29 protein-coding genes and 1 tRNA gene are annotated in these 25,970 nt (G+C 55.5%); 12 read left to right on the top strand and 18 right to left on the bottom strand.

Annotation, left to right across the window (positions count from 1 at the left end):
- Positions 1-24 precede the first annotated feature (24 nt).
- The 4 genes from VHE34_RS05555 to VHE34_RS05540 are packed head-to-tail and all read left to right on the top strand — an operon-like array spanning position 25 to position 3,712.
- On the top strand, positions 25-666 hold the full coding sequence (locus VHE34_RS05555) for a hypothetical protein (RefSeq protein ID WP_325585494.1): 642 nt from the start codon (positions 25-27) through the stop codon (positions 664-666).
- Positions 667-675: 9 nt separating this feature from the next.
- Complete coding sequence (locus tag VHE34_RS05550) at positions 676-1,695, top strand: GntG family PLP-dependent aldolase (RefSeq protein ID WP_325585492.1); 1,020 nt, start codon at positions 676-678, stop codon at positions 1,693-1,695.
- A 44-nt stretch (positions 1,696-1,739) separates the two neighbouring features.
- A complete protein-coding gene (gene pgi, locus VHE34_RS05545; protein WP_325585490.1) occupies positions 1,740-3,368 on the top strand; it encodes a glucose-6-phosphate isomerase in 1,629 nt (542 codons plus the stop codon).
- Positions 3,369-3,415: 47 nt separating this feature from the next.
- Complete coding sequence (locus VHE34_RS05540; protein ID WP_325585488.1) at positions 3,416-3,712, top strand: hypothetical protein; 297 nt, start codon at positions 3,416-3,418, stop codon at positions 3,710-3,712.
- Between the two features lie 51 nt (positions 3,713-3,763).
- On the opposite strand, the gene VHE34_RS05535 is transcribed toward VHE34_RS05540, so the two are convergent.
- Positions 3,764-3,834, bottom strand: a tRNA-Cys gene (locus VHE34_RS05535).
- Between the two features lie 208 nt (positions 3,835-4,042).
- Between VHE34_RS05535 and VHE34_RS05530 the strand changes: the two genes are divergently transcribed.
- On the top strand, positions 4,043-5,167 hold the full coding sequence (locus VHE34_RS05530) for a hypothetical protein (RefSeq protein WP_325585486.1): 1,125 nt from the start codon (positions 4,043-4,045) through the stop codon (positions 5,165-5,167).
- A 49-nt stretch (positions 5,168-5,216) separates the two neighbouring features.
- Here the strand turns inward: VHE34_RS05530 and VHE34_RS05525 are convergent, their stop codons facing one another.
- The 5 genes from VHE34_RS05525 to VHE34_RS05505 form a co-directional block, all read right to left on the bottom strand.
- Positions 5,217-5,681, bottom strand: coding sequence for a DoxX family membrane protein (locus VHE34_RS05525; protein ID WP_325585484.1), 465 nt, complete (start codon positions 5,679-5,681; stop codon positions 5,217-5,219).
- A 57-nt stretch (positions 5,682-5,738) separates the two neighbouring features.
- On the bottom strand, positions 5,739-6,161 hold the full coding sequence (locus tag VHE34_RS05520; protein WP_325585482.1) for a GNAT family N-acetyltransferase: 423 nt from the start codon (positions 6,159-6,161) through the stop codon (positions 5,739-5,741).
- Positions 6,162-6,166: 5 nt separating this feature from the next.
- Complete coding sequence (locus VHE34_RS05515) at positions 6,167-7,996, bottom strand: M61 family metallopeptidase (RefSeq protein ID WP_325585480.1); 1,830 nt, start codon at positions 7,994-7,996, stop codon at positions 6,167-6,169.
- A 257-nt stretch (positions 7,997-8,253) separates the two neighbouring features.
- Positions 8,254-8,616 carry a hypothetical protein gene (locus VHE34_RS05510; protein WP_325585478.1) on the bottom strand — a complete coding sequence of 121 codons (363 nt, stop codon included), beginning with the start codon at positions 8,614-8,616 and terminating at the stop codon, positions 8,254-8,256.
- The gene (locus VHE34_RS05505; protein ID WP_325585476.1) at positions 8,613-9,191 is read right to left on the bottom strand and encodes a sigma-70 family RNA polymerase sigma factor; all 579 of its coding nucleotides are present in this window, start codon (positions 9,189-9,191) and stop codon (positions 8,613-8,615) included. The genes VHE34_RS05510 and VHE34_RS05505 overlap by 4 nt, the downstream gene beginning before the upstream one ends.
- Before the next feature lie 46 nt (positions 9,192-9,237).
- Here VHE34_RS05505 and VHE34_RS05500 point away from each other — a divergent pair, with 46 nt between their 5' ends.
- Positions 9,238-10,020, top strand: coding sequence for a C40 family peptidase (locus VHE34_RS05500; RefSeq protein ID WP_325585474.1), 783 nt, complete (start codon positions 9,238-9,240; stop codon positions 10,018-10,020).
- A 63-nt stretch (positions 10,021-10,083) separates the two neighbouring features.
- Here the strand turns inward: VHE34_RS05500 and VHE34_RS05495 are convergent, their stop codons facing one another.
- The 4 genes from VHE34_RS05495 to VHE34_RS05480 all read right to left on the bottom strand — a co-directional run bounded on the left by VHE34_RS05495 (position 10,084) and on the right by VHE34_RS05480 (position 12,571).
- The gene (locus tag VHE34_RS05495) at positions 10,084-10,455 is read right to left on the bottom strand and encodes a TSUP family transporter (RefSeq protein ID WP_325585472.1); all 372 of its coding nucleotides are present in this window, start codon (positions 10,453-10,455) and stop codon (positions 10,084-10,086) included.
- A gap of 60 nt (positions 10,456-10,515) precedes the next feature.
- Complete coding sequence (locus tag VHE34_RS05490) at positions 10,516-11,061, bottom strand: inorganic diphosphatase (RefSeq protein ID WP_325585468.1); 546 nt, start codon at positions 11,059-11,061, stop codon at positions 10,516-10,518.
- An 89-nt stretch (positions 11,062-11,150) separates the two neighbouring features.
- Positions 11,151-11,558, bottom strand: coding sequence for a hypothetical protein (locus VHE34_RS05485; protein WP_325585466.1), 408 nt, complete (start codon positions 11,556-11,558; stop codon positions 11,151-11,153).
- A gap of 44 nt (positions 11,559-11,602) precedes the next feature.
- The gene (locus tag VHE34_RS05480; RefSeq protein ID WP_325585464.1) at positions 11,603-12,571 is read right to left on the bottom strand and encodes a PhoH family protein; all 969 of its coding nucleotides are present in this window, start codon (positions 12,569-12,571) and stop codon (positions 11,603-11,605) included.
- Positions 12,572-12,947: 376 nt separating this feature from the next.
- Here VHE34_RS05480 and VHE34_RS05475 point away from each other — a divergent pair, with 376 nt between their 5' ends.
- Positions 12,948-14,921 carry a tetratricopeptide repeat-containing sensor histidine kinase gene (locus VHE34_RS05475; RefSeq protein WP_325585462.1) on the top strand — a complete coding sequence of 658 codons (1,974 nt, stop codon included), beginning with the start codon at positions 12,948-12,950 and terminating at the stop codon, positions 14,919-14,921.
- On the opposite strand, the gene VHE34_RS05470 is transcribed toward VHE34_RS05475, so the two are convergent.
- Positions 14,873-15,154, bottom strand: coding sequence for a hypothetical protein (locus VHE34_RS05470; RefSeq protein ID WP_325585460.1), 282 nt, complete (start codon positions 15,152-15,154; stop codon positions 14,873-14,875). The genes VHE34_RS05475 and VHE34_RS05470 overlap by 49 nt on opposite strands.
- 220 nt (positions 15,155-15,374) lie before the next feature.
- Between VHE34_RS05470 and VHE34_RS05465 the strand changes: the two genes are divergently transcribed.
- Complete coding sequence (locus tag VHE34_RS05465) at positions 15,375-16,691, top strand: NAD(P)/FAD-dependent oxidoreductase (protein WP_325585458.1); 1,317 nt, start codon at positions 15,375-15,377, stop codon at positions 16,689-16,691.
- A gap of 61 nt (positions 16,692-16,752) precedes the next feature.
- Here the strand turns inward: VHE34_RS05465 and VHE34_RS05460 are convergent, their stop codons facing one another.
- The 6 genes from VHE34_RS05460 to VHE34_RS05435 form a co-directional block, all read right to left on the bottom strand.
- On the bottom strand, positions 16,753-17,205 hold the full coding sequence (locus tag VHE34_RS05460; protein ID WP_325585456.1) for a PA2169 family four-helix-bundle protein: 453 nt from the start codon (positions 17,203-17,205) through the stop codon (positions 16,753-16,755).
- A 92-nt stretch (positions 17,206-17,297) separates the two neighbouring features.
- A complete protein-coding gene (locus VHE34_RS05455) occupies positions 17,298-17,723 on the bottom strand; it encodes a hypothetical protein (protein WP_325585454.1) in 426 nt (141 codons plus the stop codon).
- Positions 17,724-17,731: 8 nt separating this feature from the next.
- Entirely contained in the window at positions 17,732-18,058 is a 327-nt protein-coding gene (locus VHE34_RS05450) for a chaperone modulator CbpM (protein WP_325585452.1), read from the bottom strand.
- A gap of 11 nt (positions 18,059-18,069) precedes the next feature.
- Entirely contained in the window at positions 18,070-19,008 is a 939-nt protein-coding gene (locus tag VHE34_RS05445; RefSeq protein WP_325585451.1) for a J domain-containing protein, read from the bottom strand.
- A gap of 114 nt (positions 19,009-19,122) precedes the next feature.
- A complete protein-coding gene (locus VHE34_RS05440; RefSeq protein WP_325585450.1) occupies positions 19,123-20,730 on the bottom strand; it encodes a sensor histidine kinase in 1,608 nt (535 codons plus the stop codon).
- 119 nt (positions 20,731-20,849) lie between these two features.
- The gene (locus tag VHE34_RS05435; RefSeq protein ID WP_325585448.1) at positions 20,850-21,038 is read right to left on the bottom strand and encodes a hypothetical protein; all 189 of its coding nucleotides are present in this window, start codon (positions 21,036-21,038) and stop codon (positions 20,850-20,852) included.
- A 127-nt stretch (positions 21,039-21,165) separates the two neighbouring features.
- On the opposite strand from VHE34_RS05435, the gene VHE34_RS05430 reads away from it, so the two are divergent.
- The 3 genes from VHE34_RS05430 to VHE34_RS05420 all read left to right on the top strand — a co-directional run bounded on the left by VHE34_RS05430 (position 21,166) and on the right by VHE34_RS05420 (position 24,646).
- Complete coding sequence (locus VHE34_RS05430) at positions 21,166-22,152, top strand: D-glycerate dehydrogenase (protein ID WP_325585446.1); 987 nt, start codon at positions 21,166-21,168, stop codon at positions 22,150-22,152.
- A gap of 201 nt (positions 22,153-22,353) precedes the next feature.
- Positions 22,354-23,721: a cytochrome P460 family protein gene (locus VHE34_RS05425; protein ID WP_325585444.1), complete on the top strand. Its 1,368-nt coding sequence runs from the start codon at positions 22,354-22,356 to the stop codon at positions 23,719-23,721.
- A gap of 25 nt (positions 23,722-23,746) precedes the next feature.
- Positions 23,747-24,646 (top strand): LysR family transcriptional regulator, encoded by a 900-nt coding sequence (locus VHE34_RS05420; protein ID WP_325585441.1) that lies wholly within the window; start codon positions 23,747-23,749, stop codon positions 24,644-24,646.
- Between the two features lie 3 nt (positions 24,647-24,649).
- On the opposite strand, the gene VHE34_RS05415 is transcribed toward VHE34_RS05420, so the two are convergent.
- Positions 24,650-24,841, bottom strand: coding sequence for a hypothetical protein (locus VHE34_RS05415; protein WP_325585439.1), 192 nt, complete (start codon positions 24,839-24,841; stop codon positions 24,650-24,652).
- A 133-nt stretch (positions 24,842-24,974) separates the two neighbouring features.
- Between VHE34_RS05415 and VHE34_RS05410 the strand changes: the two genes are divergently transcribed.
- Entirely contained in the window at positions 24,975-25,952 is a 978-nt protein-coding gene (locus VHE34_RS05410; protein WP_325585437.1) for a YeiH family protein, read from the top strand.
- Positions 25,953-25,970 lie beyond the last annotated feature (18 nt).

The following is a 25,970-nucleotide window of genomic DNA, read 5'->3' as shown; positions in this document are numbered from 1 at the left end:
TCGTGCTCAAATTCCCCTTTTTTCATGATCGAACTCCTAAACCAATCACTCTACGTGGTGAGCGGGACAGCTTGGTCTATCGCATATATCTTTATCATCATTCGTGGGTTTCGCGACAAAACCTACGGGATGCCCTTCATTTCCCTCGCGTTCAATATTTCCTGGGAGTTTTGCTTTGCCACTATTTTCAATGATGGCAATCCGGTGCACCGGGTGGTGAATATGACCTGGTTTCTGTTGGACATCGGTATCCTGATCACTTATTTTAATTATGGGAAGCGGGATTGGCCTCAACGGATCAGCACGAAATATTTTTATCCCTATTCTTTCTTTGTCATGACGATGGCATTTGCCATTATCTATTTTGCCACCCGGGATCTGCATGACATCTACGGGGCAAACGTGGCATATATTATGAATCTGACGATGTCCGTCCTTTACATCAACATGATCAATACCCGGGGGAATCTGTCCGGGCAGTCGGCAGGGATTGCCGTTGCCAAATTGATCGGGACGCTGGCCCCGACGATCATGTTCTATATGCTACGGTCGAAGTTCCTCACCTTTACCGGCGGGCTGATCGTCGTTTTCGATCTGATCTATCTGTTGCTGGTTCTCAATGCGGGGCGATTGGTCTGGCCATTTCGCCTTAAATTGCGATCCTAAACAGGAATTATGCCTATCGATCTTCGTTCGGATACCGTTACACGCCCGACGCCTCCAATGCTTGATGCCATGTTCAGCGCATCGGTGGGGGATGATGTTTTCGGGGAAGACCCTTCCGTCAATTCACTCGAGGCTATGGCCGCCCGGCTTTTCGGGATGGAGGCGGCGCTCTATTGTCCGAGTGGCACCATGTCCAATCAGATAGCTATTAAATGTCATACGCAGCCCGGCGACGAGGTGATCTGCGAGCAGAAGGCGCATATCTATGTCTATGAGGGTGGCGGTATCGCTTTTAATTCGGGTTCGCAGGTGCGGGCCCTTCCCGGTGACCTTGGACGGATAACGGCCGGGCAGGTATCCCTGGCGATGAACCCCGACGATGTACACCGGGCGCGTACCAGCCTCGTAGCGTTGGAAAACACCTGCAACCGGGGTGGGGGCAGCTGTTATGATTTTGAGGAGATCAGGCGGATCCGGCAGGTGTGTACCGACAACCACCTGAAGTTCCATCTCGATGGGGCGCGGCTGTTCAATGCATTGGTGGCGACGGGTCAGACGGCGCGCGAGTTCGGCGCTGTTTTCGACAGCATTTCCGTGTGTTTGAACAAGGGATTGGGTTGCCCGATCGGCAGTATCTTATTGGGACCAGCTACCTTTATCAAGCAGGCGCGCCGCGTGCGAAAGGTGTTTGGCGGCGGGATGCGGCAGGCTGGTTTTATGGCCGCAGCGGGGATCTATGCGCTTGAGAATAATATCGAGCGACTGGCGGTGGACCATTCACATGCGCGAACCATTGCCGCTGCCCTGGAGAAAAAGGATTTTGTCAAAAGCATTATGCCCGTCGAGACCAATATCATCATCTTTGAATTGGGGGGAGCGATGGATTGTGCCAGGAGCCTGTCGGCGGACCTCCGGGAGAAGGGCATCCTGACAATCGCCATTGCTGCCAACCAGGTTCGGATGGTGACCCACCTTGACATCAGCCCGTCGATGGTCGACGAGGTGGTGAGCGTGATCGAACAATTATAATTTCCGTATTGTTAGTTTTTACCAACGAAAAAAATAGTTTCCTTATGTTCCCGAAAGTATCACCGAAAGAGACAAAGGCCTGGCAGGAGCTGCAAAATCATTATGATAAGGAGATGAAGGGCGTGCATATGCGCCAGCTGTTTGCGGACGAGCCGGGGAGATTCGAACATCATTCGCTCCGGCTGGATGACATCCTGTTCGACTATTCCAAGAACATTTTTAACGAGAAGACGTTGGAGCTGTTGCGCCGGCTGGCGGTGGAGAGTAAGGTTTCCGAGGCCATCGAGGCGATGTTCACGGGGGAGAAGATCAATGAGACCGAGAACCGGAGTGTGTTGCATACGGCGTTGCGGAACCTTTCGGGGGAGCCCGTGCTCAGCGATGGGAAGGATGTGATGCCGGACGTGTTGCGGGTGCTGGCGCAGATGAAGGATTTTTGCGGCCGCATTCATAGCGGGGAATGGAAGGGCTACACGGGCAAGAAGATAAAATACATCGTCAATATCGGGATCGGTGGAAGCGATCTTGGGCCGGTGATGGTCACGGAGGCGCTGCGGCCATACTGGATCGAGGGGATGCAGGCGTATTTCGTGAGCAACGTGGATGCGACGCATATCGTGGAGACGTTGAAGAAGGTGACGCCGGAGGAGACCTTGTTCCTGGTGGCTTCCAAAACGTTCACTACCCAGGAGACGATGACCAATGCGCATTCGGCGAGGGACTGGTTCCTGAAGGCGGCCAGGGATGAGAAATTTGTCGCGAAGCATTTTGCCGCCCTGTCGACGAATGCAAAGGAGGTGACGAAGTTCGGCATCGACACCGCCAATATGTTCGAGTTCTGGGATTGGGTCGGCGGCCGGTATTCACTGTGGAGTGCGATCGGGTTGTCCATCGCGCTGACGGTGGGCTATGACAATTTCGAGCAGCTGCTCCGGGGGGCGCATCAGACGGATGTCCATTTCCGGACGACGGCGTTCGAGAAAAATATTCCGGTGACGATGGCGCTGATAGGCCTGTGGTATACCGATTTCTTTGGATCGCAAACGGAGGCCATCCTTCCTTATGACCAGTATATGCACCGATTTGCGGCCTATTTCCAACAGGGCAATATGGAGAGCAATGGTAAGAGCGTGGACCGGAATGGCAAGCCGGTGGAATGGCGGACGGGTCCGGTGGTGTGGGGCGAGCCGGGGACGAACGGGCAGCATGCGTTCTACCAGCTGATCCACCAGGGGAGCATCCTGATACCCTGTGATTTCATTGCGCCGGCGATCTCTCATAATCCGCTTGGAGATCATCATAATAAGCTGTTGTCCAATTTCTTTGCCCAGACGCAGGCCCTGATGAACGGAAAGACGGAGGAGGAATGTAAGGCGGAGGGTGTTCCCCCGGCGCTGATCCCTTATAAAAAGTTTGCGGGGAACCGGCCTACGAATTCGTTTTTGATCAAGGAGATCACGCCATTTACGCTTGGGGAGCTGATCGCGTTGTATGAGCATAAGATCTTTGTGCAGGGGGTGATCTGGAATATCTTCACGTTTGACCAGTGGGGGGTTGAGTTGGGTAAGCAGCTGGCGGGGAAGATATTGCCGGAGCTGAAGGGGAGTGAGCCGGTGTCGAATTACGATAGTTCGACGAACGGGTTGATCAATGCGTATAAAAAGATGAGATAATTTTGTGTAATTGGGCGGGGCCCTGCATCGGGGTGGAAAAGATGTATATGAGAATACTTTTTCTTTTCCTTCTTGTTGTGGGGCCCTGGTGTGTGCGGGGGCAGGGGTTGCTGATTGGGGACAGCGCTTTGCAGGGGCGATTGTTTGTGAGCGGCCGGGCGGAGGTGCGGGTGATGCAGCCGGATCGGATGCCTTGCGTGGTGGCGAACCTGGCGGTGGTGGAGCCGATGCCGGTGGACCGGCGGGGGAGTGGGGACCGGATGCCTGTGGATCGGGGGAGCGGGGAGTGGGTGCTTGTGGATCGGATTCCGGATAGGGTGAAGGGGTTGTTGGCGCCGCGGTGATAATCTATTCTGCCAAAATAATGAAAGCCCCGTTTCGGTTTTTTTTGTTTGCAGTTACGGAAGGAGTCGAACCCTCCTGGAAGGTGTTGCGGACCTCCGCCTCGCCGCTCGGCCACGTAACTCATGTAACCTGGCGCTAAAATAGGATGAATTTGTTAGTCTACAAAATTAGTAGACTATTTATTTGAAGCGGAAGGCGAATTTTTTCGGTGCGGGGATGTGCGGGGGAGGGGATTTTCCACATTTTTTAAGAAACTGTTATAAAATAAAAAGTTGATGGGTTCGTTTTGGATTAACTTTGCCTGCATCAAAATGACAAGGCAGTAAACCATGAAAATCAACGACATCAGAAAGAAATTGAAATTTGAGAGTAAGCGTGGCTATACGACTTTGCGGATGGCATTTGTGGCGGGCGTCTGCGGGGTGATCGTGCTGACGGCCTGCAATAACGGCCGTTCGGATGCTGCGGGGAAGGCGGATTCCTCGAAGGCTCCGGCGGCGAAGACGGTGGCGGCGCAGGATACGGTTCCTTCCGAGCCGGCTGCGGCGGCGGGTCCGATCGATACGGCCAAATATAACCGGCTGCTGAAGCACCTGGCGAATCGCGATTCTTCGGGGAAGTGGCCGGTCAGGACGGCCTATCCCAATTCGGGTGCTATTTTGCCTTTCAAACGGATCGTTGCCTATTATGGCAACCTATACAGCAAACGCATGGGCGTTTTGGGTGAATATCCGCCCGATGAGATGCTTCGAATGCTCATGGGAGAGGTAAAGAAGTGGCAGGCGGCCGACACTACGATCCCGGTGATCCCTGCCCTCCACTATATAGCCGTAACTGCGCAAGGGAGTGCCGGTAAGGATGGGAAATACCGGGCGCGCATGCCTTTCAAGCATATCGATTCGATACTTCACATGGCGGCGAGGATCAATGCCCTCGTTTTCCTGGATATCCAGGTGGGCTTTTCGAATGTGCAGTCGGAGGTACCCCTGCTGGAAAAATATCTGAGCATGCCCAATGTCCATTTGGGGATCGATGCGGAATTCGCAATGAAACCCGGAATGCGGGTGGGCAAAAACGTGGGCACGTTCGATGCTGCGGATGTCAACTGGTGTTCGGAGTACCTGGCAAAATTGGTGAAAGCCCACAACCTGCCGCCAAAGGTCTTTGTCGTTCACCGTTGGACGCAGAAAATGATCACCAACTACAAGGAGATCCGGACGCGCCCCGATGTACAGATCGTTATGGATATGGACGGATGGGGTCCTCAGCAGTTAAAAATGGATACCTACAGGAATTACGAATGGGCTCAGCCGGTTCAATTCACCGGTTTCAAGCTGTTTTATAAGAACGACGTGAAGACGCTGGCGAAGGTGAAATTCGCGGCCACTACGATGATGACGCCCACGCAGGTGCTGGCGTTGAAGCCCAGCCCGATCTATATTCAATATCAATAGTCGGGTAAACAGAACAAACGGGTCGGTCGAAATGATCGGGCCGTGGTGCTTATGGCAGAATATCGCCGTGAGAACCGCGGCCTTTGTTTTTTTCGAAGTACCCGTCAAGCGAGAGCGGCCCGCCGCCTTCCACCAGGAAAAAGAGGACCAGCAGCAGGGTAAGGATGGCCAGTATCAATTCGGATTCGGGCGCGAATACGCCTCGTTGTGCGTTGAAGATGATGGCGCCGATGAGGATCGGAATCTGAAGCAGGGCCATCGCCCGGGTCCAGCAACCGATGATCAGCAGCGTACCCGTGAGAAGATTCGCCCAGGTGATGAGGATGGGCAGCCAGTGGGTCTGGTTCTCGGCCAGAGAAGCGCCGCCGTAGATCAGGCGGTCCAATAAGGTGGCGTTGTGCATAAAGGTAATGCCCTTGGCAAAAAGAAATAACCCGAGTCCGACGCGGACGATGACCAACCATCGCGGATGATGGGTGGCGCCCCAGTCACGAATTTGTTGCAACGTAGTCATAGTAAATTATTTTTATACGAAGTTACTATTTTACTATGGGCTGCAATAGCTATGCCCCTAGGAGAGCTTTTTAACCAGGTACTTCGGGGACTCTTCGTAGCCCTGGCGGCCGTAGAATTCGTGTGCCCGGGTGCGCCGGGCGTGGCAGTGGACGATGATCCGGTCGCAGTCCTTCTCCCTGGCGAGGCGAGTGGCCTCCATTTCCAGCCGGGCGCCAATACCCTTACTGCGCGCATTTTCGTCGACTGCAAACGCTTTTATGGTAGCGACCGGTCCTTTCAGCGACGGATAGATGGAAAAGTCCATCGAAAGAAAGCCGGCGACGGTGTCGTTTTCTGCCCAAACCAGGAGCGCTTCACGGGGATCGGCCAGCATTTCCAGCAGATGTCTTTCGAGAAAGGCATCGGTTCCCGGGTAACCCAGCTGGGTAAGCAGCCGGGAGATGGCTGGGGTGTCGCCGGGTGTAGCGAGACGGATCATAGGTGTTATTTTGCGCCCAGCCAGCTTTTACGGAACTGCTGGATGGCCGGAGTTACGGTCTGGCCCGCCTGTTCGAAGGTGACCACTGAAACGGCGGGGTTCTCACCAACGGTGATGGCGCCTTTCTTTTCTTCTCCGCGATGCAGGTAGCGGATGGCGACCGCGGTACCGGGATGCAGTTTGGCCAGAACGCCGTTGAGGTCGGCCAGGGTACGGGTGTCCTGGTTGTCGATCGCGAGGATCTTGTCATCGATGTCGCAACCCGCCTCATACAATGGGGTACCCCGGAGCGTATTGGCTTCGATGATGAGGCCTTCCTTTTCGGAGAAGGTGCGGGGGGAGCCGCCGATCCAGGCTTTGCCGGCGTCGGTCTTCTTCAACAGGAAGCCTGCCGGCGCCAGCAGGGAATTGTAGTCGATGGGCTCGTGTCCATAGATATATTTTGTGAAGAATCCTTCCGCGAACTTGCGGTCGCCGGTGAACGAGGCCAGCACTTCCTGCAGACCTGCGACGTTATAGGGGACCTCGGGTTTGCCGAATTTCTTCCAGGTGGCGGTCATATACCCGTCGAGGGTCTTATTGAACTTTGCGCGCAGCTGGAGATCCAGGGCGAGGGCGATGCTGCCCCCATAAGGATAGTACGAGCTGAAGATGTTGGGGAAGTTGGTCTTGTCGACCGCTACGCCGGCGTCGGTGAAGACGGCTTCCTCACTGGCCTCGACGGGTGAATAGCGTTGGGCGCCGGGGGTATTCATCTTGGTGTTGATCAGGCCGGCGATGATGGTCTTGACATAGTCGGTATCGCGCAGGAAGCCCGCGCGTGTGAGCAGAAGTTCGCCGTAGTATTGAGTAAAGCCTTCGGCGAACCAGAGCTCGTAGCTCATGTCGCTTTTTTCGAAGTTGAACGGTTCGAGGGTCTTTGGCCGGATGCGTTTTACGTTCCAGCAGTGAAAGAATTCATGGGCGAACACTCCGAGGAGCCGGTCGTTGTCGCGAAAGACGGTAGGGATGCTGATCATTGTCGAGTTTCGATGTTCCATACCGTCCCCGTGTACGTAAGGATTGATGCTGGCCAGGAAGGTGTAGGCGCCGTAATCATAGGCAGGCGTCTCAGTGAAAACGGCCTGTGCCTGGCGGACGATGCGCTGTACTTTCCCGCTGAAACTGGTGAAGGTGGTGTCATCGGCGCCGCCGTCGAGGGCTATCCGGAATTTATAGATCCTGCCGTCGGGGTTCTTTACATCCCATTGCCGGTAGTGGAGCGGGCCGAGTTTGGTCGGGCAGTCCATAAAATATTGAAAGTTGCGGGCGAGGAAGGTGAGGCTGTCGCCGGTGGGTTGCATCTGGGTCGCGACGGTCCAATGCCACTCGGCGGGGATATTGAAGTGGATGGTGATGGGAACATTGTCCGCGCCCTTGAGCCACATGAAGGCGGCTGGCATATTCAAATGAACGCCGGCCGGATCGAGACCGACATAGGTGCCATCGGCGTAGTTACCATAGAGGGTATACTGCAATCGGACGTAGCCGTTGTGGCGGGTGACCTCATAGACATCGCCGTCGATGCGTGTCAGGGTCAGGGGCTTGCCGCCTGCATCGAGGGCTTTGACGTCATAGATGTTCTTGCCGAACTCATGCGTGGCATATCGGCCGGGGGAGGAGCGGCTCATGCGAAAGAAGGCGGTGCGGGTGTTGAGGTCGCTTACGACCATCTCTATCCGGGCCTCATGATGGGCGAGGTTGGGAAAGGACACGATATAGCTGATGCGTTGGGAAAAAGCCTGCCTTCCTGCGAGGGCCAGGGCGAGGATTAGAACACTCTTTTTGAAGTCCATATAAGCAATTAATAATTAGTCGAATATAGACATTTTTGGAGAAAAGAAATTTGAGTATATTCATTTTATGAAAAGACTCTTTACTCTGTCGTTTGCCATGGTTGCGACCATTGGCTTTTGTTCCGCCTCTTCTGCTGTTGTTGTTGCTCCTACCTCGCGGCCTTCTGAGGTGACGGTTGCCGCGCCCATGGTGACGGCTGCGTCTGCGCCGACAGTGGCTCCCGCGGATCTTCATCCTGATCCACCTGTAAAAGGAATTATTTCTGCTGGAGCTTGCGGATGACGATATATCCGAGGATGCAAAGGGCGATGACGAGGACGACGGCGATGAGGCCCCAGGGGTCTTCCTTGAGCCGGCGTTTGAGCCGGCGTTGTTTCTTTTTCCCGAGGGTCTTTTGCATGGCGGCGTTGAGCTGGTCAACATAGGACTGCATGTCCTTTCTGTTGCGGACCTGCTGGAGACCTTCGACGGCGTCGTTGAGGAACTCGTTGTCGGCCATGGACCGCTCCAGCTCATGCAGGGCCTCGCCGGAGAGCTTTCCGCTGAGGTAGTCCATCAACTGTTGGTTGTCGATGTCCTTGTTGCTGTTGGCTAATATGTTGAGCAAGTCCTTGTTCATCCGTTCGAGCCCTCCCGGGCCTTTTTTTCGATCGCTATTTTTAAGTTCCGTTTACCGTTCTGGATGTAGCTTTTTACCTGTAATAACGAAAAACCGGTGTTGCCGGCTATTTCCTGGTAGCTCTTTTTTTCCAGATAGAACAAAATTACACAGAGTTTTTGCTCTTTTCCCAATTCTTCCAGGGCCTGGGCCATCCATTGGAGCAGTTGTTCTTTCTCCCAGTGCCGGTTCTTGCCGGGTTCTTCGTCCCAGGCGGCGAGGAGGGAGTCGGTCAGTTCGGTGGACCGGCCATGCTGGTCGCGCAGTCGCATCAGGCAGTGGTTCCGGGCGATGGTGTAGATCCAGGATTTAAAGTATTCGACCCGGTATTTGGCCAGTTCGGTGATGACCTTTACGAAGATCTGCTGGACGCAGTCGCGGGCGTCTTCTTCGTTATGAAGGTATTTCATGCAGACTCCGAAGAGCAGGAGCGTGTAGCGTTGAAGCAGGGATCCCAGCCATTCGTTGTTATGGTCCTCATAGTAACGGCCCAGCAGCTGCTGGTCGGTCATATGGTGGAATGGGTCTTTTCTCACGATGTTAATGAGATGCGAAGATGGCAAAAATCCATAAATTTACCGTATGATCAGAGCAATTTGTTGCGTCCCTGTAAGCCCGCTAAGGTTGGAACCCTCTCACAGGACAGAAATGGTCAGTCAGCTCGTATTCGGGGAGTGTTGCGAAATTTTGGAACAGGGTAAGGAATGGAGCCGGGTGCGTGTCCGTTATGATGAGTATGAAGGTTGGTGTACCTCCACGCATTTGACGGAGGTGGATGAAAAGGAGTTCGAGGGTGGGGCGGCCTCGCTGACGCCTGAGTGGGTGGCGGCGCTGGAATACAATGGTCATCCGATGATGGTGCCGATGGGCAGTCATCTCACGGCGATGAAGAACGGCCGGGCGCAGTGGCGGAAGAACCAGGTGCATTATAGGGGCAAGGCCTGGGACCCCGGGGGAGCGATGCTGGATGCAAAGGCGATCCGGCAGCTGACATACAAGTTCCTCAATATTCCCTATCTCTGGGGAGGGAAATCCGTCTTTGGTTTTGATTGCAGCGGGTTTGTGCAAACCGTTTACAAATTCCTCGGGGTGCCGGTGTTGCGGGATGCTTATCAGCAGGCGACACAGGGGGAGGGGGTTGGTTTCCTGGAGGAGACGAAGACGGGGGACCTGGCTTTCTTCGATAATGAGGAGGGGAGGATCACGCATGTCGGCATCCTGTTGAATGCGCATGAGATCATCCATGCGTCGGGGAAGGTGAGGATCGACAAGATCGACAATATGGGGATCGTGCGATCGGATGATGGGCAGCGAACGCATCATTTGCGGACAATCCGAAGACTTTTGGCGCCGTTTGAAAAATAGGCGCCTGGGCGGCTGCCGGCGGCTGACAAGGAACCTTGGTGGCAGATTGGTGGCGACCGGCTGTTACTTATCGAAAAACAACACTTTTGCGGCGATCAGAACGAGGGCGCAGGCGAAGACCTTCTTGAGGACGGCTTCGGACAGGCTGAGGGAGAGTTTGCTGCCGAGCCAGCCGCCGACGAGAAACCCCACGAACAGCAATAGTACCGCCTTTACATCGATGTAGCCTTTCTGGTAATAGTTGAGCACGGCGAAGATGCCGGCGGGCAGCAGCAGGATACCCAACGAGGTGCCCTGGGCCTGGTGCTGGGTAAATCCGAGCAGGAAGACGAGGGCGGGTACGATGATGACGCCGCCGCCGAGGCCGACGAGGCCGCTCAGCATGCCGGCCAGCAGGCCAACTATTACAAGCAGGGCAATCGTTTGAATTGACATAAGCGCAGGTTTTTGCGGTTGAGCCGGGCTGAGGGCGGCGCGGGCGCGGGCGGGAAGCGGTTATTGCTTCCGGAACATTTCGTCGTAGAGTTTGACGGCGTCTTCGACGACTTTGAGGGCGGTGGATTTGTCTCCGAACTCTTCTACGACGACGGTCTTGTTCTCGAGTTTTTTGTATTCCTCGAAGAAATGGCGCAGCTCTTCAAAGAAATGCTTTGGCAGTTCTTCCAGGTTGTTGTAGTGGTTGACGCCGGGGTCGTTTGCCGCTACGGCGATGATCTTGTCGTCGGCGTCGCCGCTGTCGACCATCTGCATAACGCCCATGACCTTTGCTTCCATCAGGCAAAGGGCCTGAACGGGCAGCGAGGTGATGACGAGGATATCGAGGGGGTCCTTGTCGTCGCCGTAGGTTTGGGGGATGAAGCCGTAGTTGACGGGGTAGTAGAAGGAAGAGTAGATGACCCTATCCAGCTTGAGCAGGCCACTATCCTTATCGATCTCATATTTGCAGCGGGAGCCTTGCGGGATCTCGATGATCGCATTGACGATCCGCGGGGCATTTTTTCCTACCGGCACGCCGTGCCAGGGGTGAGAGACTGTCATCATAAATAGAATATATAATAGCGATTGTTTGCAAAGGTATATATTGCCCGGTGACGGGTAAAATTTCATTTGGCAGGCGATCGCGGGTGGGCTTAATGGTGGTGGTCGTTGAGAATCTCTTTCAGATCGACCAACCATTCGCCGTTGACCTTGACGATGAGGATGGTGCTGGTGTCTTTTTTGTAAGAGTTGGCGTAGGTATAGCTGGTGACGGAATCATTGATCGGGTGGATATCGATGGGCAGGATGCTGGCGTCCTTGTATTTTTGTTGTTCGTCCGGGCTGATGTGATCGTGCATGGTGCGCCAGCGGGCGAAGATGATCTTGTTGGTGCTGTCGGGGTAGAGATAGAAGGAAGCCTTTTCATAGTTGCCGTCGAGGGAGGCGCGGATGAATTCGCGGCCTGCGTCCTGGGCGTCCTCTGCTTTTTTGTAGGATTTGTCATTGTTGCAGGCGGCCAGCAGGAGGATTGCGGCCGGTAGGAGGATTTTCTTCATCATGGAGCGAATGTACGAAAAAGCCCGCCTGACGGCGGGCTTTTCGATTATTTGGTTTCTTCTTCTTTTTTGTCTCTTTCGTAGGCCTTGATGATGGCTTTGACGAGGCGGTGGCGGACTACGTCCTCTTCGTCGAGCTCGATATGGGCGATGCCGTCGATGTTCTTGAGGATGTAGAGGGCTTTTGCGAGGCCGCTCTTTTGGTTCTTCGGCAGATCGATCTGGGTGAGGTCACCTGTGATGATTGCCTTTGCGTTGGCGCCGATGCGGGTGAGGAACATCTTTATCTGGAGATCGGTGGCGTTCTGGGCCTCATCGAGTATGATGAAGGCGTTGTCCAGGGTTCGGCCGCGCATATAGGCCAGCGGAGCGATCTCGATGGTCCGGGTGCTCATATAATAGCCCAGCTTGTCGGCGGGGATCATGTCGTCCAGGGCATCGTAGAGGGGCCGCAGGTAGGGATCGATCTTCTCTTTTAGGTCGCCGGGGAGGAAACCGAGGCTTTCGCCGGCTTCCACGGCAGGGCGGGTGAGGATGATCTTCTTGACCATCTTGTTCTTGAGGGCCCTCACGGCGAGTGCAACGGCGGTATAGGTTTTACCGGTACCGGCCGGGCCGATGGCGAAGACGATATCATTCTTATCGGCGGCGCCGACCATTTTCTTTTGGTTGATGGTGCGGGCGCGGACGGTCTTCCCGTTCGGACCGAATACCAGGATGTCGTTTGGATGCCTGTCGACAAAATGATCTACCGTCTCGGCATCGTCACCGCCCAGTATCTGCTCGAAATAGTTCTCGCTTACATGGCCGTTTCGTTCCAGATATTGCACCAACAAATCGATTTTTTCTTTGGCTGTCTCCACTTGTTCGGGCGATCCGCTCAACTTGATCTGGGTACCTCGTGACAGGATCTTCAATAGGGGAAACTTTTTCTTCAGGATGTCAAGCTTACCGTTATTTACGCCGAAGAACTCAATGGGGTTAACTGTTTCCAGGTTGATAATAGTCTCAGTCAATTCAATTCTTTTTAGATTCTTGAAATCGGATTAATTCAGGGTATTGTCCGGGTATCTGGAACTGGCTGCTGTGCCGGTTCGGGGATTATTTTGCTTGCTTTTCAAATATAATCCGGACCATCCTTTTTTCCTTCTAATTCTTATTAACAGCGTGTGAATAGTGAATGACTCGAATTTTTGATTACTTTTACCCGGCTACCGATCTCGTCCGTGCTGCACTACCGGCGACGCTGAATCCCTTTTGGAAATAACGTTCGGGCGTACGATTTGGTTCGTAAACAGCCCGATTTATCTTCTCTGATCCCACCTGTAACGGGCCGAAAGCCGAGGCCCAAGCGCAAGCTCCTGATCCTATACTCTAAACAGTACGCCCAGAATGAAATCTTATTGTATTGCAGCCTGGTTAATGGCTTTTTTCCTGGGGATTTGTAGCCTCTCCCCGGCCCAATCCCCGGAGCCCGTGCGGCTCCGGGCGACGATCCGGTCCACTCCGGGGGGCCAGCCCGTCCCTTCCGATACGGCATATGTGGACACGCTGAACCGCCTGGCGCGGGCCTATTACGGGATCAGCGCAGACAGCGCTTTCCGCTATGGGCGGGCGGCCCTGGCTTTTGCAGGCCAAACGGGCTACCGCAGAGGGGAAGCGGAGAGCTGGCGGATGCTGGGAAATACGTACGAGATGATCGGGGACTATGTGAACATGCTTGGCAGCTACCAGCATTCGCTGGACATTGCCGAGGAGATCGGCAATATCTCCCTGATCGCCAGGGTGAACATCAATTTTGCCCTTTTTTACAAGCAGCAGGAGGAATACGGCAAGGCGCAGCAACTGATGGAGAGGGTGCGGGAACTTTACAGGCGCGGGGGTGACAGTACCCAGGCGGCCTTTATTGCGAACAACCAGGCGGATATCTTTCTAAAGGAGGGCAAATATGAGGAGGCGCTGCAGTATGCGCAGCGGGCGGTAGAGAGCGCCCGTGCGGGGAAGGACGAGATCAATACGGCCATGTACAACAACGAGGTGGGCCGGATCCTTGCGGTCAAAGGAGATTACAAAGGCGCGCTGGGCCGTTATCTCGAGTCCCTGATGTATTTCCGGCAGCGAAACGTCCTTATCGGGATCACGGAGACCAAGAGTCTTGTTTCCCAGGTATACCTGCAACTGAAGGATTATCCACAGGCGCTGGAGTATGCCAACGAGGCTTTGCAGGAGGCGCAGCTGATCCATCGCAAGCCGGAGATCCAGCGATCGGCCCGGGTCCTGGCCAATATCTACGAGGCCAAGGGCGACTACCGCAATTCGCTGCGCTATTTCAAACTTTATAAGGATTATTCCGATAGCCTGTTCAACGACGAATCGAGCAAGCAGCTGATGGCAAGGGCTGCGCAGTATGATTTTGACAAGCAGACGATTCGGCTGCGGGAGGCGCAGGCGGTGAAGGATGCCACGTATGAATCGAAGCTGCGCCGGGCGACGTTGGAGGTGACGGTGACGGTCGTGGTGATCGCCCTGCTAAGCCTGCTGGCATTCCTGTTGTTACGCGGCAGGACGCTGAACCGGAGGATGAACCAGCTGTTGCGGGAGAAGAACGAAAAGATCGAAGAGCAGAAGGAGGAGCTGGAGCACCAGGCAGTCCAGTTGCTGCTGAGCAACCAGCAAAAGGACAAGCTGTTTACCCTTGTCGCCCATGATCTGCGTGGGTCGTTGAACTCACTTAAAGTGCTGATGCATTTTATGAAGGAAAATAAGATCTCCGAGCCGGAGTCGAGGGCGATGCTGAACGAGCTGCGGTTGAATGTGGATCATTCTTCGGAGCTGGTGAGCAATCTGCTGGTCTGGGCGAGCAGCCAGCTGAATGGGGCCGTGATCGTGCCGGTGTTGCTGGAAATGGATGAGCTGGTCAGGGGGGTATTGGAACTGTTTGCGCAGCAGGCGAAGGAAAAGAATGTGCTGTTGCGAATGGAGATGACGGCATCGCTGGTGGGCTATGCCGACAAGGATATGATGCTGGTGGTGATCCGCAACCTGGTGAGCAACGCCATCAAGTTCAGCAGCAGCGGAGGCGTCGTAACGGTGAACGGATGCCGGAAGGCGGCCGAGATCGAGATCGTCGTAACGGATAGCGGCATTGGGATGCGTGAGGATGCGTTGGAGAGGATCAGGCGTAAAGAGAGTTTTACCAGCTATGGAACCAACCGTGAGAAGGGAACCGGTCTCGGTATTCTGCTATGTCATGAATTCGCCGAAGCCAATAATGGACGGTTCTTTGTGGAAAGTGAATGGGGGAAGGGGAGCCGCTGTTATTTCACCATACCCGCGGCGCCCAGCTCTTCTTCGATAAGATTGTGAAAAACGGCCTCGTTCTCCCAGATCCATGCCGGCAGTTGCTGTTTGATGATCTTCCAAACGCCGTCTTCGCGTTGCATTCTCAGGATGATACGATTCCCGCGGTCGTCGCTGACATCGACGGTGAACAGTCCTTCCTGCAGTCCGTTGGACTTGCGGAAATTGAATTCCCTCAGCCGGCCATCGGCTTTCACGAGCTTGGTAAATTGGATATTCCGGATAAATTGTATTTGCATAAGGCTCCCTTTGAATTACTATTAACAATTCTTGTGCTCAGGTCGGGGCGTTTCTCTTAAAGGATTTGAATTCAAGAACGGACTCCGTCCGTTCAGAGTGAATTTTTTTACGATGGGGATAGGCAGACGACTACAAAAATAATAAAAAACCGTTGCTGCAAAAGGTGATTTTTGAGAAATAGTTGTCCCCATTTGTATAATTTCAGGCTTTGCGTTTTTTATGGCTAAATCGATCGTCATCATTGGGGCCGGGGCTGCGGGATTGCAGGCGGGCCGGCGGTTATCGGCGGCGGGTTTCCGGGTCATTTTACTGGAGGCGGCGGCGGAGCCGGGCGGGCGTATCCGGACTCTGACCCCGAAGAGTTTTTCGACGCCCGCCGAGGGTGGAGCGGAATTCATACACGGCGAATTGCCGTTGAGTTTAGGGTTGATGAAGGAGGCGGGCATTGTTTTGCAACCGGTTAACGCGGTGATGGTGCGGCGGCCGGGTGGGGGTGATGTGGCGGCATCGGATGCGGGGCCCGCGGGTTCTGCGGCGGGACCGGATGCGGAGGGGGTGATGGGAGCCGATTGGGGGGCGCTGATGGAGGCGATGGCGGGTTTGACGGAAGATCTGCCGATCGCGGAATTCCTGGCGACGCATTTTGGAGGAGAACGCTATGCGCAGCTGCGGCAGTCGGTGCGGCGGTTTGCGGAGGGTTATGACCTGGCCGATATGGACCGGGCCAGTACGATGGCCCTGTACAAAGAATGGTCCGGTGAGGAGGGGGAAGAGGAATGGCGCCCGGTGGGCGGTTACGGTCGAATGATCGATTTCCTGGCGGCGGAATGCCGGCGGGAAGGCGCAGAATTGTATTGCTCAACGCCGGTATCGGAGGTGTCGTGGGAAAAGGGACATATTGCGGTAACAACGGACCGGGGACAGGTCTTTGTCGCTGATACGATCATCGTATCTATATCGCTCGGTGTGTTGGCGATGGGAGGATTGCGATTCGTTCCGGAATTGCCGCAACTGGACGAGGCGGTAAAGCAATTGGGATTTGGCTCCGTTATCAAAATATTGCTTGAGTTCAAGCGTGCCTTCTGGCTGGACGGGAAACCGGAGGGACGAACCCTTTTTGTGCTCAGTGACCAGGCTGCACCAACCTGGTGGACGCAGACGGGCGAGGAGAATTGCTTGCTTACGGGCTGGCTGGCGGGAGACCGAATGCGCCGGTTTCAGCAGCTGGATGAAACTGCGCGCCTGGAGAGCTGTCTTCAGAGCGTGGCGGCGATCTTTTCGGTGGACCTGGAGGGGGTACGGGGCGAACTCGAGGCTTCCATGATCCTTGACTGGTCGGAGGAGCCCTTTGTACGGGGCGGCTATAGCTTTGAGACCGTGGAAGCGGCTCGTGCGCGCACTATCCTGGGTCAGGCCTTTGGAGGGACCCTCTATTTCTGTGGGGAGGCGCTGTATGAGGGAGCGGCGCCGGGTACGGTGGAGGCGGCGCTGCAGAGCGGATGGGATGTAGCGGAAAGGGTGATAGCGCGGCTGTAGCCGCGCTATCATGGTCATAAGAGAGGTGAATGGGCACGGATGACAGCGTACGTTCGGTACCCTAGGCATATTGATCTCTCAAAGACCGGACCTCTTCGTGGGAGGCTTGCAGGGTATCCAGCTGCCGGGTAAGCAGGTCGCGGATAAAAGCGGGCAGGTCGTTTTTCATCGCCATTCGGTAGGCCTTTTGGGCGGCATCCTCCACGGCTTCGCAATCCGAAAGAATAGCATGGCGGTTGTGACCGCTGATAGCCGCTTTCAACTCCCGCCAAACCTGGTATATCTTTCCTTCCATTGTGGTTCCTTGCGGTACTTCTGCGCCGAGGCTCTGGACCTCGGTTGCGAGGGCTATCTTCATGCGATGACTCTCGGCGACCATCGATGCGAAGAGTATCTTCAGGTCGTTGTCTTCCTGTTTTGCCTCGTGGATGGCTTTTTCGTAGCCGGCTATCCGATCGTTATTTACCTTGATCAGATCGTTCAGCGCTTCGATCGTTTCCTGTGAATTTTGCATAGACGCCGTTTACTGCAAGGGTATTAAAATCGTGCCATAGGGGAATGAGAGCGGGGGCGGCGTTGATCGTGGGAATACGGGCAAATTATTCCTCAAAAAATCTTTTTCAGCTCGACGGCTTTGCGTTGGGCGATGCAATTGCGGACGACGGTAGCGTCGATGTTGTCGAGGCTGAGTTCGACGGCGATCTTGTGGAGCAAGGCTTCTTCCCGGGCGTCGAGGGCGGGATCGTCGATGCACAGTTCGACGCACCAGGAATACAGGGCCAGCTCGTTGACCGGCTTTATCAATGAAACGAGATAGCGGATGTAGAGCTGCTCGTCAGGGATTTCCGCGCGATAGGAGCGGTAGGAGACCAGCTCGTCCCGGGTGTTTATGCGGGTATTTAAACCGAGGATGACGAGCTTGGCCGAGAGATCGTCCATTTCCGCCAGCGTGAAATTCTCGTCTTCGAGACAGCAGTGAAAGAAGAGATGCGCCAGTGCCTGGTCCTGGTTGTTGACGATGGAGGTGTACATGGGTGGTTTTAGGGCTCAACTTCAAGAGTTGTGCCACCGCGGGGGCTTTCATACCAGCGAAGCCGGGTCCGAAGCCGGTTGTTCTCGGCCATCAGCCGGTCGACCCGATCGAGGACATGGGACAGGGCTTCGATGCCTTCTGCATTGATGGACAACTCATAATGCCAGCGGGCGAACTTCTCCACCGCGGCGAGCTGGTCCGGTTCAAGGTAGGCTATGGCATTGCGGATGGTCAGGACGATGAGACCCGAGTCATGGAGATGCTGGAGGAACGAGAGTTCGACGTGGTGGAAGGTGCAGAATTCGCCTGCCGGGATGAGTTGGTCGGATGACATAGCTTATTGGTTTATTGCCGAAGATGTTGTAACTGCCGGAAGAGTTCTTTTTCTTTTTCGGTCAGGTTGGTCGGGATCTGGATCTCGAGATGGACATAAAGATCGCCGTACTTTCCCTCTTCTTTATACACGGGGAATCCCTTGCCCTTGAGACGAACGGTGGTCCCGTTTGCCGTACCGGGTTTTATTTTCAGCTTGACCTTGCCGTTAAGCGTCTCGACGGTGCTCTCGCCGCCGAGGACGGCCGTGTAGAGATCGAGTGGGGCGTCGGTCCGGAGATCGTTGCCTTCCCTCGTCCAGCGGGGATCATCCCCGATAATAAAGGTTATGTAGAGATCGCCGTCGGGTCCGCCGTTAGCCCCGGGCGCACCATGTCCCTTCAGTTTGATCACCTGCCCATTGGCGACGCCCGCGGGGATCGTGATGCGGATATTCTTGCCGTTTACGGTGAGCACGCGCTGATGGGTGGCTGCGGCTTCGGTGAGGCTTAGCTGTAGTTCCGCCTGGTAGTCCTGGCCGCGAAACCGGGCATTGCCGCCGGCGCTGCGCCGGCCCGAACCGCCGAAGAGGGATTCGAAGAAGTCGGAAAATCCGCCATCGCCCTGTTCGAAGTCTTCGCTTGTAAATGTGCCTCCTCCTCCTTCGCTTCCGCTGAAGGGGTTACGGCCGGCGCCGCGGCGGGATTGCCGACCGGCTTCCTGCTGCGCCTTTTCGAAGGCTTCGGCATGTTGCCAGTCCTTGCCGTACTGGTCGTATTTCTTTCTTTTTTCCGGGTCGCTGAGGACCTCGTTGGCTTCGTTTATCTGTTGGAATTTCTTGTTGGCCTCCTTGTCGTTCGGGTTCAGGTCCGGGTGGTGTTTGCGGGCCAGTTTTCGGTAGGCTGCGCGAATTTCGTCCTGGGTTGCGGTTTTACTGACGCCGAGGACTTTATAGTAGTCGATGAAATCCATGGATGGTGTTTCCTTTTGGCAAAAATAACAATCTTTTTGTCGTGTTGGTTTGCGGGGTTTCCCGGCGGCGGTGACAAAGCTGATCACCGATGCGATGAAACGGGATTGCGGACGTTAAAGATCCTTGCTGATGGTGAAATAAAAGCGGGAGCCCTGGCCGGGGGTGGCTTCCGCCCAGATCTGCCCCTGATGGACCTCGACGATCTTTTTGCAGTGCGCCAGGCCGATACCGGAGCCCTCATATTGCGTCCGGCTATGCAGCCGCTGGAAGATAATGAATATCCTTTCCAGGAATTGCTTTTCGATGCCGATGCCGTTGTCGCTGACGGCAAATTTCCACTTGCCGTTGTCCTGGGCGGCGAAGATCGCGACCTCGGGTGGGCGTTCAGGATGGCGGAATTTGATCGAGTTGGCGATGAGATTCTGAAAAAGCAACTTCAGCTCGGTAGGGTAGGCGCGGAGGACAGGCAGGTCACCGGCGGTGATCTTTGCACCGGATTCGCGGATGGACTTGCCGAGATCGGCGAGGACCTCATCGAGGAGTTGATTGCAGTCGACGGACTTTGCTTCTTTTTCGCGGCCGATGCGGGAATAGTCGAGCAGGTCCTTTATGAGGATCTTCATCCGGTCGGATGCCTGCGAGAGATAGTTGAGGTAGATCTGACCATTTCCGTCGAGTTTCTCCCGGTATTCTTTATTCAACAAATCGACGAAGCCCGAGATGGTGCGCAGCGGCTCCTGCAGGTCATGGGAGGCGACATAGGCAAACTGTTCGAGCTCCTTATTCTTACTCTCCATTTCCGAGGTGCGCTGACGGACCTTTTTTTCGAGGGAGGCATAGACTTCCTGATTTTCCTGCTCCAACTTATACAATTCATCGGCCATGGAATTGAAATTGTTCGCGAGGATGCCGATCTCATCGGCCGAGTAGGAGCGGGCCTTGCGGGCGAAATTGCCATTCTTTACTGCCTGGGCGGCCAGCAGGATCTCGCGGAGTCCCTTTTGAATGCCGCGGCTGACGGTGATTGCCAGGATGAGGCCGGTACACTCGACGGTCAGGGCCACGATGAAGAGCAGACGCAGCACGACCCCTTCCAGCCAGCGGGAGCCTTCCCCGAGCGCGAAAGAGAACTCGTCTTCGATGGGTGTGAGGCGCCGGTTCAGCGGATCGATGCCATCGAGGATGGCGTTGATGCGTTGTGGCGAGCTATCGGGGGAGTTGATGACGTCATGGAGACGACGGCCCAGGTCGATAAAGGCGATGATGGATTCGTCCGCCTGGGTCCATGCGACGATGGCGCGGTGGATATATTGATTGTTGTGAAAGCGGCGGAAGAGGTGGATCATGCCATCGACGTCTTCGGGATGGTTGCGACCTTCCACAAAGCCCTGACGGACGATGGCGAGATCGGGATCGGGCTTGCTCAGTTCGAGGCGGGCCTTGTGGTCACCGAGGTTGACCTTTAGAAAGTCGAGGAATTTCGTGTAATCGGCCTCGTCATGGGTCCGGGCGTATTTGAGCAGTTGGTAGAGGCCATCTTTCTGGGCCTTTGACCAGAGGCCTTCGCCGCCGACATAGGCGCGGACGGATGAGAGGGTGTTGATGGAAAAAAGCAGGACGGCCAGCTCGAGGGCGATAAGCAGGGCCATGATCCCGACCGTGAAATAGAGTTTTTTTGCAATAGAGATATCCCTGAACCATCGGAAGACGGGCCTGTTCATAATTAAGGTTTTGGTAAGCGCAGGTCGAGGGTGGTACAATATACAAAAAAACGGCGGCCCGGGTAATAAATAACCCGGTCGTCTCGCGGCGACCGGGTCGGAGGGTATATATGGAGGGACTATTCCAATTCCATCGCGGATTTCCGCTTGCTCATCGTGAGCAGGAAGATGCTGAAGACGATGGACAGGTAGGAGGAAATGATCATGAGGTTGCTCAGACCATAAACGGAGTTTTCAAAGAGGTGGTAGCTGGTGAGGCCATTCAGTACGACGGCGATCAGGAGGATCAGGGCGATTACATATTTCATAACAATAAGTTTTACAAGTGAATGTTTGTGTTGTCTATATCATAGACTGAAGTGGATAAAGAGCGTTTATTAATGAAATGTGAAAGTGTTACCTTTAAACATTCCAGTAAACCCACTGTTAGTCGTTATGAAGCCTAAAATTCTCATTACCCGGCCGCTGTTCCCCGATGTGGTGGACAGGTTGCGGGTATATTTCGATGTTACGATCAATGAGGGACCGCGCTATAGCTCCGAGCAGTTGCATGCCGCGCTGATGGAGATGGACGGGGCCATGATCGCGGGTGGCGAGCGGATCGACGATGCGGTGGTGCAGGGATTGCCGCGACTCAAGGCGATCTGTGTGTCGGCGGCGGGGTATAACAATGTGGATGTATCGGCGCTGACCCGGGCGGGGATCATCGGTACGAATTCCCCCGGGCCGGCCGATGAAACGGTGGCGGACTTTACCTGGGGGCTGATGATCGCTACGGCGCGGCGGCTGGTAGAGGCGGCGCACTGGGTGGAACAGGGGCAGTGGAAGAGCAGTACCGGGAGCCGGTGGTTTGGGGTCAACGTTTGTGATAAGACCCTTGGGATCATGGGAATGGGGCGGATCGGCCAGGCTATTGCCCGGCGGGCGGTTGGATTTCGGACAAAGGTGATCTATTATAACCGGCGCCGGCTGGACCCGGCGATCGAAGCGGAAGTCCGGGCGGAGTACAGGGGTAAGGACGAGCTGCTGGCAGAGGCGGACCTGGTGGTGCTGGCGATGCCGTATACGGCGGAGAACTATCATCTTATCGGCGCGCGGGAGCTGGAATTGATGCGATCTTCGGCGATGTTGTTCAATATCGCGCGTGGCGGACTTATTGACGAGGTGGCCCTCGCGGCTGCCTTGAAGGAGAACCGGATCGCTGCGGCGGGACTGGATGTTTTTGAGGGGGAGCCGGCAGTATATCCGGGGTTGTTGGGACAGCCTAATGCGGTGCTGACCCCGCATATCGCGGGGGGAACGGCGGAGGCGCAGCATGGACTGGCCGAGCTGGCGGCTGATAACCTGATCGCGGCGCTGGGGCTTGGGCCGATGGCGGGGAAACCGCCTTCGGTGTTTAACCCGGAGGTGTTGGGGCGTTGACGGGGTGCTTTTTTTGGCGGACTGCGTCTGACGGGGGTGTTTTTGGCGGCTTGCCGGATTGTGACCGGCGGGGCGGCGGGCTGCGGTTCGGGGCGTTCGCCGGGCGATTTTGGCGTTTCGGCGAGTGGCGGCCGGGACTGACCTATTGGAGTGATTTGACCGCATAGGAACGGATAATTTAGACGAATAAATGATCAACAGATGGAATCAGCCCGCTCGTTTTGGAAAATAGCCCGTAAGGTCCTGCTTATTTGTATCCTCCTTTTTATTGCTATCCAATTCATCCGGCCGCCGCTGGACAATGCGCCGGCGGCTGCGGACCTGGAGGCGCCGCCGCAGGTCAAGGCCATTCTTCAGCGGGCCTGTTACGATTGTCATTCCAGTGAGACCCGGCTGGCCTGGTTCGATCAGCCGGCGCCGGCGTACTGGATTGTCGTCAAAGACGTCAAAGAAGGCCGCAAGGCGCTGAACTTTTCTCTTTTCAACAATCTGCCCAAGGGGGTACAGGCGGCCAAACTGTATGAGTGCATCATGCAGATCGAGCAGCAGGCGATGCCGTTGTCGCAATATACTGCGTTGCATCGCCAGGGGTTGGTCTCCGGGGCGGAGATCGGTGTGCTTAAGCAATATGCGCTTTCGTTAGGCTACCATGCGAAGCCGGATACGGCGCGGCAGCGGGCGTTGTCGGAGCAATATGCGCAATGGACCGGTTTGACCGCTCCTGCTGCAAGCGCGGCGGACGAATATAACGGCATCGATTATGGGCCGATGGCCGGATTTGCCGACTGGAAGGCCGTATCGACGACCGAGCGGTATGACAACGGGACGTTTCGGCTGATACTCGGGAATGATGTAACGATCAAGGCCATTCGCGAGGGGCATACGAATCCCTGGCCGGACGGGGCGATGTTTGCGAAGGTGGCCTGGGATCAGTTGCCGGATTCTTCGGGGGAGATCCATGCAGGTGCATACAAACAGGTAGAATTCATGATACGGGACAGCCAAAAATATGCGTCCACATTCGGCTGGGGCTGGGCCCGCTGGGTCGGGGGGCTCGCCCTTAAGCCCTATGGCAAGGATGCGTCCTTTGTCACGGAATGTATGAACTGTCACCGGCCGGTTGCGAAGCTGGACCATACTTTTACGCTACCGCTGGCCGATACGCTGGCTCTTTATGACCAGGCGGCTTCGCTGCCGGATAGTGTGGGAAGATATCCGTTGAGGGGTAAGGTGATCGCGACATTCGTGAATACCCGGGAAGGCACGATGTCCAGCCTTTATGGCAACGACCTGGCGGTAAGCAGCGCCCGGAGGGGGCAGGCCTATCCTGCGGGGGCGGCCGTTGCCCTGGTGACCTGGTCGCAGCGGGATGATCCGCATTGGTTCGGCGGGCGGATCCCGAAAGGACTTGTATCTGTCGAGACGTTGAATTTCGGGGCTGCGGGAACACCCGGGTATGTCCGCTATGAGGGGGCCTCGCTGACGAAAAAGATGCCGGCGGCCGACGTCGTTGCCGGCAGGGTGCAGTATATTACGGGCCAAAAGGCTTCGGTCCTTCCCCGCCCATAGGGAGCGGCCCCGCCATCTTTCTGCCATGACCTTCGACTTTCGATTACAGGTATTTCATACGGTGGCCAAGCGCCTCAATTTCACCCGTGCGGCGAAGGAGTTGTTGATTACCCAGCCGGCCGTCACCAAGCATATCCATGAGCTGGAGCAGCATTTCAAGGTGAAGCTTTTCGAACGGAATGGAACGCATATCCGGCTGGCGCCGGCGGGCAAGCGGTTGCTGGAGCATACCGAGGCCCTTTTTGCCGTGTATCGGAATCTCGAGTTCGATATGGGCACGCTTACGCAGGGGCATACCGGGAGGCTGATGCTTGGGGGAAGCATGACGGCGGCGCCGTATATCATCCCGCCGATCCTGGCGGACTTTCATAGCCGGTATACGGAGGTGCAGGTGAGCCTGGTGAGCGGGAATACGCAGCAGATAGAGCAGGCGCTGGAGCGGAAGGAAATTGACCTGGGGATTGTAGAAGGGCATTCGCGGAATCCGGCGATCCGGTATACGGAGTTTCTGCGCGATGAGATCGTGCTGGTGAGCAATCCGGAGCATCCGTTGGCTCGTCGAAGCAGCATCCGGCCGGAGGAGTTGGCGCGCATTCCTTTATTGCTTCGCGAGCCAGGCTCGGGTTCACTGGAGGTGCTGGCACATGCGCTGAAGGGGGTGGGGTTGAAGCTGTCGCAGTTGCGGAAGGAGATGCAGCTGGACAGCACGGAGATGATCAAATCCTACCTGCTGCATGCGCCCTCTATGGCGTTTCTGTCGGTGCATGCGGTGACGAAGGAGTTGCAGAATAGTGAGTGTGTCATTTTGGATGTGAAGGGGCTTGCGATCGAGCGGAATTTTTACTTTGCGCGGTTGCAAGGTGAGGCGGGCGCGTTGCCGGAGTTGTTTGTGCGGTTTGCGATGCATTACCGTGACCGAAAATAGGGGTCACAGCGGATCGGTGGGTTTCTTGCGGATGCGTTGTTTGATCACGATAAATAATAGGATCGCGATGGCGGCGCTTTTGACGATGCCGTCGGCGATGTCGGGGCTGGCAGGGATCAGCTGCTTCAGATAGAAGCTGCCCACAAAGAGGACCAGGGCCAGACCCATGAGAACGGTTTTGAGGGAACGATTCATTGCTGCATTTTGACTGGGCAAAGATAGGGAGATTGGACCGTCTGCTATAACCTGTGGTTATTAGTCATACTATTAGCAATTTCCCTGTGGGGCGCCAGTGACAGAACTTTGTGTCATAGAAAAACTTAAAACTATGGACACGATAAAAGTTCTGGACAGGCATGTGATCTTTCGGCAGATACTCTTTGCGGTGGCGGTGCTGCTTTGTTTGACTCCGCTGGTTTCGGCGCCGATGGCGCTCGTTTTAGGGCTGGTGATCGCCCTGTTTGTCGGGCATCCTTTTTTGCATCTGAATCATAAGGCGACGCATCTTCTTCTTCAGGTATCCGTGGTTGGACTCGGGTTTGGCATCAATGCGGCTACGGCGCTGAAGGCCGGCCGGGAGGGTTTTCTTTTTACCGTAGTTTCTATTTTCGGAACGCTGACCTTTGGCCTTCTGCTCGGTCGATGGATGAAAATTGACCGGAAGACCTCTTTGTTGATCTCCGGCGGTACGGCTATTTGCGGCGGGAGTGCGATCGCGGCGCTTTCCCCGGTGATCCGCGCCGAGGAACGGCAGGTATCGGTGGCGTTGGGTGCGGTCTTTATTCTTAATTCAGTGGCATTGTTCCTCTTCCCTGTCGTCGGCCATTTGCTGGGCCTGAGTCAGGCGCAGTTTGGGCTGTGGAGTGCGATCGCGATCCATGATACTTCTTCTGTGGTGGGGGCCGCGGGGCGATATGGGCCCGAGGCGTTGGCGATTGCAACGACGGTGAAGCTGGCACGGGCGTTGTGGATCATCCCCGTGTCGCTTGGGGCGGCGTTGGCTTTCCGGCGTAGGGGTGGCCGTGCAGCGGGTGGGGATGGGGAGAAGGCAAAGGTCAAAATTCCCTGGTTTATCGGGCTTTTTGTGGTGGCTATTTTGCTGAACACCTGGTTGCCGATGCCGGCTTTGAGCCATGCGGTCGTTGGGGCTTCCCATGCAGGGCTGACGCTGACCTTGTTTTTGATCGGCAGCGGGCTGTCACGGCAGGTATTGAAGAATACGGGCGTGAAACCGTTGGTGCAGGGAGTGGTCGTTTGGGTGTTGATCGCCAGTGCGACGTTATGGGCGGTGATGGTGTTGGCGTGATAAGTAAGAAATATAATA

Origin of the sequence: Puia sp. (assembly GCF_035546395.1) — a bacterium.
Taxonomy (GTDB): Bacteria; Bacteroidota; Bacteroidia; order Chitinophagales; family Chitinophagaceae; genus Puia.
This window is presented reverse-complemented; position numbering and strand designations above follow the sequence as displayed.

What these genes read in the sequence shown, in the direction of transcription:
- VHE34_RS05465 (WP_325585458.1), top strand. Translation starts at nt 15,375, where the DNA reads ATGGCTAAATCGATCGTCATCATTGGGGCCGGGGCTGCGGGATTGCAG.
- VHE34_RS05540 (WP_325585488.1), top strand. Translation starts at nt 3,416, where the DNA reads ATGAGAATACTTTTTCTTTTCCTTCTTGTTGTGGGGCCCTGGTGTGTG.
- VHE34_RS05510 (WP_325585478.1), bottom strand. Translation starts at nt 8,616, where the DNA reads ATGAACAAGGACTTGCTCAACATATTAGCCAACAGCAACAAGGACATC.
- VHE34_RS05425 (WP_325585444.1), top strand. Translation starts at nt 22,354, where the DNA reads ATGGAATCAGCCCGCTCGTTTTGGAAAATAGCCCGTAAGGTCCTGCTT.
- VHE34_RS05455 (WP_325585454.1), bottom strand. Translation starts at nt 17,723, where the DNA reads ATGTACACCTCCATCGTCAACAACCAGGACCAGGCACTGGCGCATCTC.
- VHE34_RS05415 (WP_325585439.1), bottom strand. Translation starts at nt 24,841, where the DNA reads ATGAATCGTTCCCTCAAAACCGTTCTCATGGGTCTGGCCCTGGTCCTC.
- VHE34_RS05445 (WP_325585451.1), bottom strand. Translation starts at nt 19,008, where the DNA reads ATGGATTTCATCGACTACTATAAAGTCCTCGGCGTCAGTAAAACCGCA.
- VHE34_RS05495 (WP_325585472.1), bottom strand. Translation starts at nt 10,455, where the DNA reads ATGTCAATTCAAACGATTGCCCTGCTTGTAATAGTTGGCCTGCTGGCC.
- VHE34_RS05470 (WP_325585460.1), bottom strand. Translation starts at nt 15,154, where the DNA reads ATGCAAATACAATTTATCCGGAATATCCAATTTACCAAGCTCGTGAAA.
- VHE34_RS05410 (WP_325585437.1), top strand. Translation starts at nt 24,975, where the DNA reads ATGGACACGATAAAAGTTCTGGACAGGCATGTGATCTTTCGGCAGATA.
- VHE34_RS05500 (WP_325585474.1), top strand. Translation starts at nt 9,238, where the DNA reads ATGATCAGAGCAATTTGTTGCGTCCCTGTAAGCCCGCTAAGGTTGGAA.
- VHE34_RS05430 (WP_325585446.1), top strand. Translation starts at nt 21,166, where the DNA reads ATGAAGCCTAAAATTCTCATTACCCGGCCGCTGTTCCCCGATGTGGTG.
- VHE34_RS05530 (WP_325585486.1), top strand. Translation starts at nt 4,043, where the DNA reads ATGAAAATCAACGACATCAGAAAGAAATTGAAATTTGAGAGTAAGCGT.
- VHE34_RS05420 (WP_325585441.1), top strand. Translation starts at nt 23,747, where the DNA reads ATGACCTTCGACTTTCGATTACAGGTATTTCATACGGTGGCCAAGCGC.
- VHE34_RS05450 (WP_325585452.1), bottom strand. Translation starts at nt 18,058, where the DNA reads ATGTCATCCGACCAACTCATCCCGGCAGGCGAATTCTGCACCTTCCAC.
- VHE34_RS05435 (WP_325585448.1), bottom strand. Translation starts at nt 21,038, where the DNA reads ATGAAATATGTAATCGCCCTGATCCTCCTGATCGCCGTCGTACTGAAT.
- VHE34_RS05485 (WP_325585466.1), bottom strand. Translation starts at nt 11,558, where the DNA reads ATGATGAAGAAAATCCTCCTACCGGCCGCAATCCTCCTGCTGGCCGCC.
- pgi (WP_325585490.1), top strand. Translation starts at nt 1,740, where the DNA reads ATGTTCCCGAAAGTATCACCGAAAGAGACAAAGGCCTGGCAGGAGCTG.
- VHE34_RS05520 (WP_325585482.1), bottom strand. Translation starts at nt 6,161, where the DNA reads ATGATCCGTCTCGCTACACCCGGCGACACCCCAGCCATCTCCCGGCTG.
- VHE34_RS05515 (WP_325585480.1), bottom strand. Translation starts at nt 7,996, where the DNA reads ATGGACTTCAAAAAGAGTGTTCTAATCCTCGCCCTGGCCCTCGCAGGA.
- VHE34_RS05475 (WP_325585462.1), top strand. Translation starts at nt 12,948, where the DNA reads ATGAAATCTTATTGTATTGCAGCCTGGTTAATGGCTTTTTTCCTGGGG.
- VHE34_RS05440 (WP_325585450.1), bottom strand. Translation starts at nt 20,730, where the DNA reads ATGAACAGGCCCGTCTTCCGATGGTTCAGGGATATCTCTATTGCAAAA.
- VHE34_RS05525 (WP_325585484.1), bottom strand. Translation starts at nt 5,681, where the DNA reads ATGACTACGTTGCAACAAATTCGTGACTGGGGCGCCACCCATCATCCG.
- VHE34_RS05550 (WP_325585492.1), top strand. Translation starts at nt 676, where the DNA reads ATGCCTATCGATCTTCGTTCGGATACCGTTACACGCCCGACGCCTCCA.
- VHE34_RS05460 (WP_325585456.1), bottom strand. Translation starts at nt 17,205, where the DNA reads ATGCAAAATTCACAGGAAACGATCGAAGCGCTGAACGATCTGATCAAG.
- VHE34_RS05555 (WP_325585494.1), top strand. Translation starts at nt 25, where the DNA reads ATGATCGAACTCCTAAACCAATCACTCTACGTGGTGAGCGGGACAGCT.
- VHE34_RS05490 (WP_325585468.1), bottom strand. Translation starts at nt 11,061, where the DNA reads ATGATGACAGTCTCTCACCCCTGGCACGGCGTGCCGGTAGGAAAAAAT.